The following is a 16,931-nucleotide window of genomic DNA, read 5'->3' on the forward strand; positions in this document are numbered from 1 at the left end:
GCTGAATGTTATTTCTGGCATAGTGGCTTATTGTCTAAAAGAACAAAAGCCATGTATTAAATTATCACCGAGTGAATTTGCTCTGATGGCCATTTAAAACACACGGCTTAAACAGATCTCAGGTTAATTACTTTCTTGTTGTTATTCGCCAGTTCTGCAATTAATGCGCAAACATTTCGCGACAATAGTGCCTATGCCGCCTTATCAAAAGAAATTCAAAGCAATGATGCTAGCCGTGCATGGCAGTTGGCAACCAGCCTTGAAGATGAGCATTTAGGCGATCCTGACTTTGATTTTCTTTATGGTATTGCAGCGCTTAAAGTAAAAGAGAATGAATTTGCTGTGTATGCATTTGAGCGTGTTGTTGCGAATAAGCCGCAGTGGTTAGATGCACAATATTACCTAGCCCGTGCTTATCATCTAATGAAAAATTATCATGCGTCTGTCGAAATTACGCAGTCGTTAATTAATATTGACGCAATATCTCCTAAGCTGAAAGCCTCAACAGAAAGTTTAAACCGCCAGTCAAGTGTTGCACTTAATAAGCAATCATTATTTATACAACAATCAGTGAATATGAGTTTGGGGTATGACTCGAATATAAATGCAGGCACTAGTGAAGATAATATTTATTTACCTTTTTTAGACCAAGAAATTCTTCTCTCTGAAAGCAGTAAAGAAAACAGTGATAGTTATTTAGGGCTTGGCTATCAATTAAGTGGCACTAAAGCGTTAACTCAGTCGTCGAAATTAACATTTTTGGGTAGTGGTAAATTACATCGTTTTTTTAGTGAGCCTGAATTTAACCGAATAACACTTAGAACTAACGTGCAATATCATAAAGATTTTGAAGCTTTTAGTGCCAATGTTGGGTTTAGAGCTGTGCCACTTTGGTTAGATGGTGAATATTACCGAACACAATATGGTGCCACTTTTGGCTTAAGTAAGACTCTTAATCAACAATGGATGCTTTCAACGCAAGCTTTTGTAGGTAAAACTAAAAATGATATCAATAAACTTTTAAATACTGATGACGCTTCCATTCAATTATCGGCTCAATATCTAACGCAAAAATGGCGACATGTTCTTTCACTTATCTATTCTCAAGAAGAAAGTGAATTTGTTGAAAGCCAGCACAATAGCAAAGATATTAACACGATTAATTACATGGTTAATTTTGCTATTAATCAACAATGGTTGGCAACGACCAATATTGCTTTTCAACACCAAGCCTATCAGCATGAACATCCTTTTTTCTTAGAAAAGCAGAAAGATGATATGTGGTTGTTTAGTTCGTCAATTCAATATAAAGATTCTACAAATTGGACCTACCAATTAAGTGCTAATATGCAAGACAAAGATAGTAATCTAGCACTTTTTTCCTATCAACGTGCTGAAATTAATTTATCTGCTCGTATGAGCTTTTAGGGGTAAACGATGAAAACAAATAAGTATCTAAGCAGGTTTAAAGTATTTAACACTCGTTTATTGTTTACGTTTTTTATGTGTGTTTTAGGCTTACAAAGTTCAGCTTTAGCAAGTGATGTTGCAGGCAAAACGATTCTAGCCAAGGGAACCGTGGAGTCGTTTAATGTCGATAATAATGAAAAACGCAAACTTAAACGTCGCTCACAAATATTCACCGTAGATAAAATTGTTACTGGTGATAAAAGTAAAGCCCAATTTAGTATGACTGATGGTGGATTAATTACTTTAAAAGCAAATACAGAAATTTTAATCACTAATTACAAATATAGTCCAGAGGCAGGAGAGTCTTCAGCAACGCTTGAAGTTGTTAACGGAGGTTTTCGCTCAATAAGTGGCTTGATTAAAAAATCGGGTGGTGATTACCAAGTTAAAACCCCTGTAGGAAGTATTGGTATTCGTGGTACACACTTTGCTGTTGAAGTTGTTGGAGGGGAAACTTTTTTAGCGGTTTACAGCGGTAATATTGATGTTGCGTTAAACGATCAAAGTATTTTATCACTTGGCAGCTCAGAAGACTTCGCGTTTGCTTCTGTAAATGCTCAAGGTCAAGTAACCCGCATGACTCAAGCACCAGCCGCTATTTCTTTAGGCTTTTCTGATGTTGCACCTAGTGATGTCGATGAAGAAAGCGATATTAATGAATCACCCGAAACAACACAAACTGTATTAGTAGACTCAGATGTCAGTCCAATCGAGTTAGACACAGCTGATATTGATATTAATGACCAAAGCGATGTTTATAATGAGTCTGAGCAGCAAGGTATTGATGGTTCATCAGTCGCAGAGCTTTTAGCAGAGCGCACAGGCGTTATTGATTATAATAATGTAACCCAAAATGCCATTGTTTCGAGCGTTGGGGGAGTAAGTGATTTTTCTATCAACATGACCATAGATTTTGATAATGCTTCTGTACCAGGCGGCACGTTGAGTTTTTCTGACAGCGAGGGCGAATGGTTTGCCGCATACTCAGGATTGATAAATATTGATCAACTCGACCTAGGTATTAACTTTGCTTCGCATGGTGATAATAGAGCTGAAGGTATTATATTTGGTGCTTTTTCCAATGGTTTAGATGAAATTATTGGCGGTTTTGATTTACAAGAAGTTAATAACCCATCAGTAAATGCTGACGGTTCATTTACTATTCGCCCATAAACATTAGGATTTTTAAAATGTATATTAATAGATGTATATATATTATTACTTTATTGGGCCTTACCGCATGTGGTGGCGGAGGTGGTGACTCAGTATCTGAACAAAAACCAGTTGATACTGCTCCGGTAGTCACTACTCCTCAAGTGCCTAGTGCACAAACTTTTGATTTAACTGGGCAATCAGGTTTAACACTTGCTACGCCTCAAAAAGTTGCGGGCACACAAAGCGAGAGTAATAGCACAGTTAGTACTAGCTTTTCAAATGCACTAGGTACCATCAGGTACCCCAACACAACCGGTATTGCTGAGGGGAATTTAACGTTTGGCGTTACTGCATCAGATACTGATGTAATGAATAAAGTATCGCTATATTTGCCTAACACTGCACGTAGTTTGGTTTTATGTGCAGACAATTGTACTCCTGATTTTCAAGCGACCATTACCGGCTTTAACCCTCAATTATCAGATGAAGTAGCGGGTTCACTACGTATAGAGCTTGTTGTAGAAGATAGCTTAGGCAATAGCGTCGTGGTTGATGCTTTTAGTGTTAACTGGCAGCCAATCCAAATTTCAGCATTAAGTGCGAGCCGAGAAAATGGGCTTATTACTGTTTCTTGGTCAGGGAACTCAACACTAGAGCGCTATAATTTATATGCAGCGACAGAAGTTGGTGTAACATCAGAGAATGCTACTGAACTAGAAAACGGTATTCAGCAATTGGCCATTAATGGCACAACAGCGCAATTTAATGATGTCGACGAAAGCAAAAATTATCATTTATTGGTTACAGGTATTGATAACGGTGGTGAAAGCGGAAAATCAGCGCCTTTTAGTTTGGCTAAGTTAACGGGGGTCACGAACCTACCTCCTGTTGCAAATAACGATAGCTACCAAGTTAATGAAGATGAAACCATTACCGTTAATATGCTCGATAATGACTTTGATCCCGAAGGGTTACCTTTAATCATTGAAAGCATATTGTTAGCACCCATTAATGGTACATTAACACGTGATGATGAAGGTAACTTTACTTATGTTCCTAGATTAAATTTCCACGGCACTGACAGTGCTAGTTATAGAGTTATGGATGCTGAAGGGGCAACAGCTGAAGCAACGGTAGTTTTTGAAATACTCGCTGTAAATGATAACCCAATAGCCATAGATGATGCTTATGGTGTCGATGCCAGTGGGAATATTAGCGCCGTTGATACTAACTTATTAAGTAACGACTCTGACATAGATGGCGATAATTTAGCTATCACGACAACACCGATAACTCCACCCCAGTCAGGCACTTTATCAATTAACGCGGATGGTAGTTTTTCTTATCAATCGTTTGGTGTTTTAGTTGAAAACGATCAGTTTGTTTATCAAGTTACTGATGGTCAAGGAGGCACTGCCGAAGCAAGAGTTACCATATTACCTAACGGTGATGTTTTACCTCCTCTTGCGCTTAACGATAATTACACCGTGGATGAAGACAGCACACTAGTAGTATCTGCTATTAATTTAGGTATTTTAGCTAACGATAGCGACCCGAATGATTTGCCTTTTGAGTTACAAGAGCTATTACTGATTCAACCACAACACGGACTGTTAAATTTAGCGCTAGACGGTACCTTTACCTATATTCCCAATAGTAATTTTTTTGGTGTAGATCAATTTCAATATCAAATAAAGAATTCAGCCGGCTTAAATGCCCAAGCTTTTGTTACTATTACGATCAACCCAACGGCGGATATTCCTGTTGCGTTAGATGATAACTACCAGGTTCAAGAAGATATTCAGCTGATTGTTGAAGCATCAAATGGTTTATTAATTAATGATACCAATATTGATAATTCATCTTTACGAGTTAATACAACACCAGTAAGCGCACCTCAAAATGGTAGTCTAACGTTGGCTGACGATGGTAGTTTTAGCTATTTACCAGAGTCTGATTTTAATGGCGTTGATAGTTTTACTTATCAAGTTATTAGTGGCACAGGGTTAACTAATACCGCAAATGTAAATATCTCAGTTATCCCATTAAACGATGCGCCCGTTGCTGTTAATGACCTTGCTAGCACAAACGAAGATACGCCAATCACAGTTGATGTTTTAGCGAATGATAGGGATAGCGAAGGCGATTTTCTAACAATTCTATCGGTTAGTTTAGAAAATGGCACAGCAGACATTGTAGATAATAAACTTAACATCACTCCGGCATTAAACTTTTTTGGTGAAATTACTGCTACTTATACAATAACTGATAGCATTAATGGGCCTAGCTCAGGTTCATTAGTGTTAACTGTTTTCCCTGTTAATGATGCGCCAATAGCCGTTAATGACCGATATAGCTTGGCTGAAGATGCCGTATTGAGGGTTTTACCAAGCAGCAATAATCACTTATTAAGTAACGATAGTGATGTTGATGGCGATACTTTAACGGTTAATACCACGCCAATCTCTAGTACAACTAGCAGTAACTTCAGTATTAATACTACACCGTTGTCAGACGTTAATAACGGTAATTTAACGCTAAATAGTGATGGCTCATTTACTTATATTCCTGATCTTAATTTTAATGGTATTGATAGTTTTATTTACCAAATTACAGACGGTAATGGCGGCACAGCCCAAGCGAGCGTTACGATAGACATTGCTGCACTAAACGATGTGCCTGAAATAATAGTCAGTAAGGTCTTTACTATTCTTGAAGATGGTAATTTAATTAAATTAGTTGGTGATGCTGACAGTTTACTGAGCGGTGCAACTGATGCAGACGGTGATAATTTAGCTATTAATTCAACGCCGATTTCAACTGTTAATAATGGCAGTTTAACCTTAAATGCCAATGGTGCATTTAGTTATACACCAAGCCTTAACTTTAATGGCACAGACAGCTTTACCTATGAAGTTGTTGATGGCAATGGGGGAAGTACTCAAGGTAACGTTACACTAACGGTAAGTGCTGTTAATGACCTGCCGATTGCCATTGCTGATGCCTATAGTATTAATGAAGATATTGTTTTAAATATATTAGCTTCAGATACAAATAACTTATTAAACAATGATAGTGATGTAGATGGCGACAGCTTAACTGTTTCTCTGGTTTCTAGCACAAGTAATGGCTCTTTAGTCTTAAATAGCAATGGCGCGTTTAGTTATACGCCGAATTTAAACTTCAATACTACAGACAATTTTGTTTATCAAATAAGTGACGGAAATGGTGGTACAGCTCAGGCTAGTGTTACCTTAACTGTTAATGCTGTTAACGATATTCCTGTATAAACAGGCAATAAAAGCTTTAGTTTCGATGAAGATAATAGTTTTACACTATTAACAAGCGATAGTAATAACTTATTAAGTAATGCGACTGATGCTGATGGTGATACGTTAACTGTAACATTGTTTTCTGACGACGATCCTAACTTAACCCTTAATACTGATGGCTCATTTATATATACGCCAACACTCAACTTTTTTGGGGATAAAACATTTGAATATAAAGTTAATGATGGTACTAGTGATAGCGTAGGTACCAGTAGAGTCACATTAACCATAAACCCTATTAATGATATTCCCCTTGTATCAAGTACTACAAAAAGCTACACCTTTGATGAAGATGCTACTTTTAGTAAGTCTGCAGCAGATACTGATAATTTATTAGAAGGCGCTAGCGATGTTGATGGTGATGCGTTAACAGTAGTGCTAGCTACTGATAATACCACTGACGGTAATTTAACTTTTAATGCTGATGGCTCATTTAACTTCTCACCTGTGCCTAACTTTTTTGGTGCTAATGATTTTAGCTATACAGTAACTGATGGTGAAGATTTCAGTGAAACTGTTACTGTTACACTTAATATGCAAGCGGTAAACGATGCACCTATTCCAAGCGCAGCATCTTATACTTTTAGCATTACTGAACTGGCCACAGGTGGAGACGCTGTTGGCACCATTAGTGCGCTTGATATTGAGGGGGATGGAATTGTTTATTCCCTCAGCGCCGGTGATATTAGTTTATTCGAAATAGACCCCACAACAGGTGCTATTACAGTAAAAGGTATTTTTCCTTTCGACTTTGAAACAAATCAGGCTCATACCTTAACTGCTACTGTTACTGATGATGGTAGCCCATTAATAGCATCTACAGATGTTACTATTACTATCAATATAACCAACGAGGGTGGAGACTCTTCGATTGAAGAGCAATCTGACTTTGGCCGTACAGCTTTTGGTGGATTAGAGTTAACCGGAAAGAAAACCCAAGCACAGTTAACTGACTCTGTTAGGGATGGCTCTAGAGTGTATTTTGTCGGCAGCATAGATAATGTTGATAAAGATATATATATGGTGGCCTATAAAGATGATGGCGACGTAGATAACGGTTTTGGTAATAACGGGACAAAAACCTTTGATTACGGTGCAAATGAGTATGCTAAAGCGATCGTAAATATTGGCAATGATTACTTTGTTACCTTTGAACGTAATGAAAATAATGTTACAGAAGTGTGCTTTATTAAAGTGGATAACGACGGCGATATTGATGACAGCTTTGGTGATAATGGCTTACGATGTACTGATGAACAAAAAACGCTTTCAATCAATGACGCGGTAGCTTATTTAATTCCTGCTACACAAGGGGACGATACTACCGAAATTGAAACTATAGTTGCAGTCGGTAAAGTAAAAGATGCGTCTGATGATGACCTGTTAGTGATTAGAGTTGATAAAAACGGTAATTTTCAAACATCGACCACGATTGTTTCTGGTGTGGAGGTCGTTCATTCGCCCCATATTATGCTCGATATTACCGGTAATAATCTAGACGACGAGGGTGTTGCTGTATACAACCCACACGATAATGAAGCGATGATTGCTGGTAATGTGTTATCGGCCGATGGCGATTATGATGTTTTCGCTTGGATATTCAATCCGAAAAATGCTGATGGCAGTTACGCTGATTTTAATAACAGTACTCCAAAAGTTTATGATGTAGGGAGTATTGGCAAAGATGATAAAGTTAAGGCTATTGACGGTGAAAATACAGGTGCTGGTGGTCATACTGCTCATATCGTAGGCTCGACAGTTTTAGCAAGTGATGAGCAAGACGCCTTTATTATAGAACTTGATAGTTTTGCCCAGTATGTTACAGGCTTTGGTACTAACGGAATCGCTACTTACGATGTTGATGGTGTTTTGGGTACAGGTATAAGTGAATTTACAGATTACGTCTATAACTATGAAGATAACAACCTACTTTTAAGCGGTAATTTGTTTGATGGCAGTAATTATAAACCATTTGCAACACGTGTCTTTTTAGATGGTAGTGTAGATACCGACGATTATGGCTCTAATGGCTATCGGTTAGCTAATTACTCGGGAAATAATGCTTATGCGAAGTCAATGAGCTTAGATGGGGATGAAGGTATTTGGATCGCTGGTTATGTTGAAGATGGTAGCGATAACGATATGGCCATTACTGTTTTCGATTCGGATGGCGATTTATTTGATGAGAACGATTTTGATAATGGGAAAAACACCTTAACGCATTCAAGTTCATATTCAGATGACAGCGCAGCTGAAATATTACAGATTCAAAGTGGCGCGCAAGCGGGTAAGTATCTCATCGCTTCTATTGCCGATGATGGCACTAATCAACATATTATTTTGACTAGGCTGACAAGTGCTGGACAATTAGACACAACGTTTGATAGTGACGGTAACAAACAATTAAAAATTGGCACCAGCGCTAAAGTTAATGGCATGTTGGAGTTACCAACCGGAAATTTCATCATCTATGGTGATGTTACGGAAGGTGATAATACTGATGGATTTATTGCACGTTTAGATCAAAATGGCTTATTGGATTCAAGTTTTGCAATCAATGGTATTTATACAACATCAGCAATTTCTTCAACTAATATAAAGTTCAATCAAGTTAAGACTGATAGCTTAGGTAGACTTATTGCCGTGGGTAGCTTTGAAAGTGGTAATATAAGTGCTTTCGCTTTGCGATTAACCAGTAACGGTGAGCTTGATACTTTGTTTAATACTGGGATTAACTCTGGCTATATTATAGGTGCTAACACCGATGATTATTTAACCGTTGAAATCGACGCTAGCGATAATATTTTTGCAGGTGGTAATCGTGATACCGGTGATAAAGATATGCTGGTAGTGAAATATTTAGCAACTGGCCTACTTGATAATGAGCAAACTATCGATATGAGTCCATCTTACGATGATAGCGTGCAAAAATTAATATTTGACAACAACAATGACTTAGTATGGATTGGAAGTGGCTCAGCTTTTTTAAGTCCAATTACCCTTAAAGCAGTTAAAACTACATCGTCAGGCGAGTTAGTTACTAGCTTCTCTGGTGATGGTAAAGCAAGCTATACCATGGCGGTGCTTGGAGATACTATAGTTAAAGATGCTTTAATTGATGGTAATAACAATATTATTGTCGCTGGTGATGGTGAAATTTTAGGTAACAGTGGTTACCTAATTGGCCGTATTAAAACCAATGGCGATATAGATACATCGTTTGATGATAATGGCTATTATATTGAATTAAATTGCTCATCAGCAGCAAGTGTCGAGTCTATTATATTACTTAACAATAGTTCATTTGTTGTTGCTGGCCAATGTTATCAAGGTGCAACAGAAAAAAACAATATTAATATAAGTCACTATAAACTCAATTAATTTCACACAAAATAAGCGACTTTATGAAAATAGAATTTTACGGTGTTAGGGGATCTACCCCTACACCGGGTAAGAACACTCTGATCTTTGGCGGTAATACTTCCTGTGTTTATATTTCTCTAGATAATGGCCATAACGTGGTTCTAGATTCAGGTACAGGCATCGTTGAGCTTGGTGAAAGGTTGGAAAAAACAAAACACCCTATCAATATATTGTTAACGCATAATCACTGGGATCATATTCAAGGTTTTCCTTATTTTAGGCCAATATTTCAAACGAATAGAGATATTTCAATTGTCACCGGTAACGTTGATGGCGATGATAAAGATGCGATTCTCACGCAAATGTCAGGGTCGACTCATCCAGTTAAATTTGGGCAGCTACCGGCTAATATAAAAGTCGATATTAAAAGTTCAGCGTTAAAGCAGTTTGAAATTCCTGGTTTTGAAGTCAATACCCAACGCTTAAATCACCCTGATGGCGGTACGGCTTATTGTTTAGTGGCAGAAGGTAAAAAAATTGCCTATGTTACCGATAACGAACTGAATTCACCGGATGTAAAAAACACCTCATGGCAACAATGGCTTGATTTTATTGCTGATGCCGATATGTTAATTCATGATGCACAATATATTGAAGCTGATTTACCTTTAAAGCTTGGTTGGGGGCACAGTACTTTTTCAGAAGTGGCAAGGTTAGCCTACGAAGCAAAAGTTAAAAGTTTATACATTATTAGCCACGATCCTGCCCGTACCGACACAGAGTTATTACACGAAGAAAAACTATTACAAGCGCAATACAAAAATAAACTGGAAATTTTCTGCGCTCGAGAGGGGACGATTGTTAATCTGTCTAAGCAAAATAATGCGCAGCGCATAAATTAATGATCAATATCTTACGTTCAAAAAGTTTTCTAGTAGGTTTAGTCATTACCTTATTGGTAATCGGCTTAAACTTTATCCGTGTTGATAACGTTCAAAAGCTATTACAACGGGTTGAAGGTATTTTGTATGATGCACGTCTTTTAGCAACGTTATCAAATGAACCTCGACAATTTGATGAACAAGTTATTATTATTGATATTGACGAAAAAAGTATGCGCGAGCAAGGCCGATATCCTTGGAGTCGGAGTAAAGTTAGTGATCTCGTTGTTAAACTCATGGATGCAGGTGTTGTTGTTGTCGCATTCGATATATTTTTTGCCGAGCCTGAAAGAAATGCAGTCGAAGTTGTTTTAAGTAAAAATAATCATCTTGGGCAACAACCTCGTGAGCAGCTTAAACAATTAATAGATTCTGTTAATTTTGATCAAGAATTTGCTAAAACTTTAGAAAATTCAGAAGTGGTACTAGGTTTTTTATTTGATGACAGTGCCCAAAATGCTGGACAAATACCTAACTCAGTTATTAATTGGTCTAATGATGAAAGCCAACTCTCAGAAATAGCCAGTTTTAAACATGTACTGGCTAATATACCTGTCCTACAGTCTGCTGCTACAGGGGCCGGTTTTATAAATTCTGTACCAGAAAGTGACGGTTTTATTCGTAAAGCATCGTTGGTTTTAAATTACCAAGGAAAGTTATACCCATCGTTAGCACTTGAGGCGGCGCGGGTTTACACTTTGGCCGATACCATTGAAACTAAAAGTAAACAATCCGGAGGAGCGTCATGGCTTCAGGGGCTTAGTTTTGGTAGTCACTTCATTCCAACCAATGAAAAAGGTCAAATTTTTATCCCTTATAAAGGCCGTGAGCGCAGTTTTAAATATGTTTCAGCTACCGATGTATTAAATAATCGTGTTGAAGAAGATGTATTGAACGGTTCTGTAGCATTTATTGGCACCTCAGCCGTTGGTTTAGCTGATTTGCGAACCACTTCAGTTGGTGTTCAATATCCAGGAGTAGAAGTACATGCGAATGTCTTTGAAGGGCTTATACACCCTGAAATTATACCTGTAGAGCTTGATATCACCGTAGCTATTGTTTTTACGTTGTTACTGCTAACAGGCTTTACTTTAGCTATATTGATGACTAAACAAGGGCCGATGAGAATTTTAATCATTAGCTTAGTCAGTTTTGCTTTGCACATTAGTTTTAATTGGTATTGTTGGTGGGCATTAAAAGTGAGCTTGCCACTATTTCAAATAATTTTATTGATAACACTACTAACCATTTATTATGGCGCGGTTGGCTTTGTATCAGAAAATGCAAATCGTAAAAAAATAAAAGGTATGTTTGATCAATATGTACCACCAGCATACATCGAAAAAATGATCCGTTCAGCTAAGGGAGTAGAGCTTAAAACAGAGCGTAAAGACATGTCGGTACTATTTGCTGATATTAGGGACTTTACGACCTTATCAGAACAGTTTACGCCAGAAGAGTTAAGTGACTTCCTTAAAGAATACTTATCTGAAGCTACGGCTATTATCTTTGATAACAAAGGCACAATAGATAAGTACGTTGGTGACATGATCATGGCACTTTGGAATGCGCCGTTAGACGACGAAGACCATGCTGTTAATGCTGTGTTGAGTGCTATGCAACTTATTACGTTAACTGAAGTGTTAAGTGAAAAATTTAAAGAGAAAAACTGGCCAGCCATTCGAGTAGGTATAGGTATAAGCACTGGTGAAATGGTGGTGGGCGATATGGGTTCTACTTATCGAAAAGCTTATACCGTGCTTGGAGATGCAGTAAATTTAGGCGCTAGAATAGAATCGTTAACGAAATATTATGGCGTTGATATTTTAGTTTCAAGCAGTACGTTTGAAGAAATTTCCAAGCATAATGTTATCTGTCGAAAAATGGATAGAATAAAAGTAAAGGGTAAAAACACCGCGGTTGAAATTTATCAACCTATCGGTTTTGAAGCAGATGTAAGTGATGAAACTAAAGCGGATGTTTTATTGCATGAACAAGCCATGGAAAATTACCTAACCGGTAACTTTATTGAATCTCAAGAAATGTTTACCCAATTAAAACAAAATGCTAATTTACCAATCACTATTTATAATATATTGATAGAACGAATAGTTAATCTTATCGATAATGTCGATGCAACGAACTGGGATGGGGTATATACCCATGAAAGTAAGTAATTCATTATGACTAATAATTCATCACAACAAGCGGCTTTTGAGCACTTACTTAATATTAGTATCCAATTAAGTAAAGAAGAAAATACCGACTTACTTATGGAAAAAATTCTGCTGGCGGCTGTAGAAGTTTCAAACTCAGATGCTGGTTCTATTTATTTGGTCAATGGCTTAAAAGAATTAGAGTTTCGCACCATATACAATAAAAGTATGAACCTTCATCTAGGTGGTAGTTCAGGCTCAGCTATTAATTTTCCAGGTATTCCGTTATTTATTGATAACCAACCAAACTGCTCAGCTATAGTTGCCCATGCCGCTAACACCGGTGAAGTGATCAATATCGAAGATGTCTACGATGCTTTTCCTTTTGATTTTAGTGCTGCAAGAAAAATGGACAGTACGACAGGCTACCGTACAAAATCAATGCTAACTTTTCCGTTGAAAGATCATACGGGTGATATTATTGGCGTTATTCAATTAATTAATGCCATGAGTGATAATGACATTATCAGTTACGCACCAGAAGTTGAGCAACAGATATTATCTTTTGCGTCATTAGGGGCAATTGCGTTAACTAACAGAGCACTGATTACAAACATGCAGCAATTGTTTGAGTCGTTTGCTAAAACTATCGCGGTAGCGATTGATGCTAAATCTTCTCATACCGGTGGGCATTGTAAGCGTGTACCAGAGCTTACCTTGATGATTGCAGACGCTGTTAGTGACTATGATGAAGGGCCTTTAGCCTCATTCAAACTCTCGGCACAAGATAGACATCAATTAAGTATTGCAGGTTGGTTGCATGATTGTGGCAAGATCGCCACACCAGATCATGTGATGGAAAAATCAAGAAAATTAGAAACGATATTTGATCGCATTCATTATGTTACCGCTAAATTAGAAATCGCGGGTCGAGATATAGATATTCACTTCCAAGAGCAGATGATCACAGCACTAAAAGCCGGAAACACTGTTCGAGTCGATCAGTTAGAACGAGAAAGAGATTTAGCTAAAAAACAGTTGAAATTAGATACGGCGTTTCTGCAAAAAGTAAACGTAGGTGGCGAGTTTTTAACTGACGAGCAGGAAAAAAATATACACATGATTTCAACACGATACGAAATCATGATCGATAAAGTAAAGCAGCCAGTACTCTCAGAAGATGAAATCATTAATTTAAGTATTAAACGTGGCACGTTGAACAATGACGAAAGAAAAATCATTCAAAGGCATATGAATGTTACTTTAGATATTCTTGAAGCATTACCTTTTCCTAAGCATTTATCTAATGTTGCAGAATATGCGTTAGGTCACCATGAAACCATGGATGGTAAAGGTTACCCAAGAGGACTAACTAAAGAGCAAATGTCTGTACCGGCTAGGTTAATGGCATTAGCTGATATATTCGAAGCATTATCTGCTGCAGATAGACCTTACAAAAGTGCAAAACCAGTCAGTGAATGTTTAAAAATAATGAGCAGCATGGCAAAAAACAATCATCTAGATTCAGATCTGTTTGCTATTTTTGTACGTTCTAAAGTATACGAACCTTACATTTTAAACTTCGCTGATCCGAAACAGCTTGATGAATTTGATATGGAAGCTTTGCTAAGCTGAATATTGATCTAAAGCCTGTCTAGTCTATATAATAGCTACATATTGGCTAGGCATATAAAACCTCCTATTCATACTTACTCTGTCATTTTTAATGTATTAATGAACATTTTTTCTAAACCTTAAGGATTATCCTTGCTTAACAACCATTCACACTTTTCTTTACTAGAATATTATCTTAATCATAACGACAAACTTAACTGGGTACTTGTTACCATTGTCAGTAAAGAAGGATCTAGCTATCGCTCGCCTGGCGCTATTATGCTGGTTAATAACTTAGGGCAATCTCATGGTTTAGTGAGTGGTGGTTGTTTAGAAGCCAATATTGTTTTGCATGCTAAAAAAGTTTTCGATAACGAGCAAGCTCACTTTGTTGAGTACGATATGCTTGAAGAAGATGGCTATGCCGCAGAGCTAGGCGTTGGATGTAAGGGCAAAATAGGCGTATTACTACAATATATAACCCCTGAATTTAATCAATTATTAGCACTGCTTTTTCAACGCATGCAAATGGGTGAAACCAGTTATTTACAGCAGGTATTTCTAACCCAAAACTCATTAAAAACAAGCTTAAATGAATTAGTTTTATTTGATAACTTAGGGCAGGAGTTATTAACAACACAACAAGAAAGTAGCAAAATATCCAACAATGCTTTGGTTAACATGATCGCAGAGAATAAATCGCATTGTAATGCCACTGTAGATCAAGATGAGCAGTCTTTAACTAAAATTTCTGCCCCAACAAATTTATGGGTGTTTGGTGGCGGCTCGGATGCTATAGCACTAGTTACAATGGCTGCACAAATGGGTTGGCGAGTAACCGTTGTTGATCATCGTTCAAGTTATGCTCGCAATAGTAACTTTAAACATGCTGCTGAAATTATTCGTGTTCACCCAGATGACTTTTCTGCTTTCGCTCAATTTAAGCAAATTGATGCCGCTGTATTAATGACTCATAACTTAAACTTAGATTCAGCATGGTTGCGCTTATTGCATGAAAATAATGTCGCAAAATACATTGGTTTATTAGGACCTATTGAACGCAGAGGCAATGTTGAAGCATTATCTAATATTTCAGATAAAGCTTGGCTTATGCGACAGGTTAATGGTCCAGCTGGTTTAGATATTGGCGGTGAGCTTCCTGAATCAATAGCTTTATCGATATTAGCGCAATGTCATAGTGTTTTACATCAGCGCAATGGTTTGGCACTGTCAGGTAAGTTTATTAATAACGACAAGAACTAAGGGCTCTTAGCATAGCCGTGTCATTGTTTAGTAACTCTGTTGAATACTCAAGCAGTTAAGCGCGAATCGTTAGTTGGCTTTTGTTAAATAACTCGATTACTGACTATATTACCCAAACTCCATAAGGTGGCTATGCATTTATCTTCCGCAACAGATGAACAATTAATTGAACTTATGTCATGGTTTTCAAGCCAAGATGAGCTAGATATTTGGTCAGGCCCAAGCATTAACTTTCCTTTAAGTTTAGATACGCTCAAGAGTGAATTAAAGTTAATGAGCTTACCATCGTACTGTTTACTTTCAGAGCAAGCCGAGTTGTTAGCATTTGGACAGTATTACTTGCGCCTTGGTAGGTGCCATCTAGCAAGGTTAGTCGTAAAGCCTAAGCTAAGAGGGCAAGGCATTGCGGGTCATTTAATGACACAACTAATGAGCAAAGGAATGGCTGATCTACAAACTCATGCTTGTTCATTATTTGTTTTAGAGCAAAATCATAGCGCTATTAAAAGTTATCAAAATTTTGGTTTTAGCTTTGAAAGTTATCCTGAACAACTTAGCTTAAATAATATCTTGTATATGATAAAAGAATTCCCTCAGTATAATCAGTGAATAAACGGAATTTAGCGGTTCATAGGGAAGAAATAAAAATAGAAAAGGGGCATGATCAACACAGTTTTATGGCGCTAACCTTGATAAAAATATTCAAATAGTGATAATAGCCTCGCCTTAACCCTCAACCTTATTACGATATTATTGACTATGCGTCTAGACAAATTTGTATGCAAAAGCACCGAGCTCACTCGCACCGAAGCTAAGAAACTACTTAAAATGGGTAAAGTCACCGTTAATGATGTGGTTGTGAAAGATCCTGCGACACAAGTTCATGAAAATAATGATATTTGTATAGAAGGGCAAAGGCTTACAGCACGTAGCTCTCGCTATATTATTCTTCATAAGCCTTTAGATACCATTTGTTCAAATGTCGATGAAATTTATCCTTCGTTATTACACTTAATTGATGTAGATAGAGCATTCGACATGCACATTGCAGGTCGATTAGACGCTGACACAACCGGCTTAGTATTGATAACAGATGACGGTCGTTGGTCGCATAATATAATTTCCCCTAAAAAGCAGTGTGAAAAAGTATACCGTGTGTGGTTGAGAAGCCCTTTAAAGGACGATACAGCCGAAAAATTCTTACTTGGTGTACAACTTCAAGGTGAAGATGATTTAACGCGTCCTGCTAAGTTAGAGCAAGTTGATGAGCGTGAAGTATTGCTGACCATAACCGAAGGAAAGTACCATCAAGTAAAACGTATGTTTGCCGCGGTTGGAAACAAAGTTATAGGTTTACATCGTGAGCAAATAGGTCCAGTTAAGCTTGCAGACTTGCCATTGGCTCAATGGCGGTATTTAACACCCGAAGAAGTCAGTGCATTTGTGTAAAGATATTTTATCAATATCTATTTAGGCTTTATACCAATAGGCTTTACATAAATAGGTTTTATATAAAGCTAGCTCTACTATAGAATTTTTTGCTAAGTTTGGCTTTTGCTTAAAACAACTTAAATAACAACTTGAATAACAAATTAAAAATAATTCCAATTCAACCGAAGCCAGTCCAGCTTGCTGAA

Annotated in this window: 10 protein-coding genes and 2 pseudogenes; all 12 read left to right on the forward strand. The window is 37.4% G+C overall.

All coding sequences use genetic code 11. The annotated features are described in order from the left end of the window. Positions 1 to 97 (forward strand): annotated as a pseudogene (locus B6A32_RS19185) (IS982 family transposase); the annotation flags it as partial. A 38-nt stretch (positions 98 to 135) separates the two neighbouring features. Continuing rightward, positions 136 to 1,428 (forward strand): surface lipoprotein assembly modifier, encoded by a 1,293-nt coding sequence (locus tag B6A32_RS18435; protein WP_085306391.1) that lies wholly within the window; start codon positions 136 to 138, stop codon positions 1,426 to 1,428. A gap of 9 nt (positions 1,429 to 1,437) precedes the next feature. Beyond that, on the forward strand, positions 1,438 to 2,643 hold the full coding sequence (locus B6A32_RS18440) for a FecR family protein (RefSeq protein WP_085306392.1): 1,206 nt from the start codon (positions 1,438 to 1,440) through the stop codon (positions 2,641 to 2,643). 17 nt (positions 2,644 to 2,660) lie between these two features. Further along, entirely contained in the window at positions 2,661 to 5,915 is a 3,255-nt protein-coding gene (locus B6A32_RS18445) for a tandem-95 repeat protein (RefSeq protein WP_085306393.1), read from the forward strand. 15 nt (positions 5,916 to 5,930) lie between these two features. Next, positions 5,931 to 6,791 (forward strand): annotated as a pseudogene (locus tag B6A32_RS19650) (tandem-95 repeat protein); the annotation flags it as partial. Positions 6,792 to 8,099: 1,308 nt separating this feature from the next. Next, positions 8,100 to 9,338, forward strand: a complete 1,239-nt coding sequence (locus B6A32_RS19615; RefSeq protein WP_408607685.1) for an NHL repeat-containing protein — start codon at positions 8,100 to 8,102, stop codon at positions 9,336 to 9,338. A 23-nt stretch (positions 9,339 to 9,361) separates the two neighbouring features. Continuing rightward, the gene (locus B6A32_RS18455; protein WP_085306395.1) at positions 9,362 to 10,222 is read left to right on the forward strand and encodes an MBL fold metallo-hydrolase; all 861 of its coding nucleotides are present in this window, start codon (positions 9,362 to 9,364) and stop codon (positions 10,220 to 10,222) included. Next, positions 10,222 to 12,438 carry a CHASE2 domain-containing protein gene (locus B6A32_RS18460; RefSeq protein WP_085306396.1) on the forward strand — a complete coding sequence of 739 codons (2,217 nt, stop codon included), beginning with the start codon at positions 10,222 to 10,224 and terminating at the stop codon, positions 12,436 to 12,438. The genes B6A32_RS18455 and B6A32_RS18460 overlap by 1 nt, the downstream gene beginning before the upstream one ends. Positions 12,439 to 12,444: 6 nt before the next feature. After that, positions 12,445 to 14,052, forward strand: coding sequence for an HD domain-containing phosphohydrolase (locus B6A32_RS18465; RefSeq protein WP_085306397.1), 1,608 nt, complete (start codon positions 12,445 to 12,447; stop codon positions 14,050 to 14,052). Between the two features lie 132 nt (positions 14,053 to 14,184). Next, positions 14,185 to 15,294 carry an XdhC family protein gene (locus tag B6A32_RS18470; protein ID WP_085306398.1) on the forward strand — a complete coding sequence of 370 codons (1,110 nt, stop codon included), beginning with the start codon at positions 14,185 to 14,187 and terminating at the stop codon, positions 15,292 to 15,294. 132 nt (positions 15,295 to 15,426) lie between these two features. After that, positions 15,427 to 15,903, forward strand: coding sequence for a GNAT family N-acetyltransferase (locus B6A32_RS18475; protein WP_085306399.1), 477 nt, complete (start codon positions 15,427 to 15,429; stop codon positions 15,901 to 15,903). Positions 15,904 to 16,053: 150 nt separating this feature from the next. Continuing rightward, the gene (locus B6A32_RS18480) at positions 16,054 to 16,743 is read left to right on the forward strand and encodes a pseudouridine synthase (protein WP_085306400.1); all 690 of its coding nucleotides are present in this window, start codon (positions 16,054 to 16,056) and stop codon (positions 16,741 to 16,743) included. Positions 16,744 to 16,931: the final 188 nt, after the last annotated feature.

It is taken from the genome of Colwellia polaris (assembly GCF_002104515.1).
Classification (GTDB): Bacteria; Pseudomonadota; Gammaproteobacteria; order Enterobacterales; family Alteromonadaceae; genus Cognaticolwellia; species Cognaticolwellia polaris.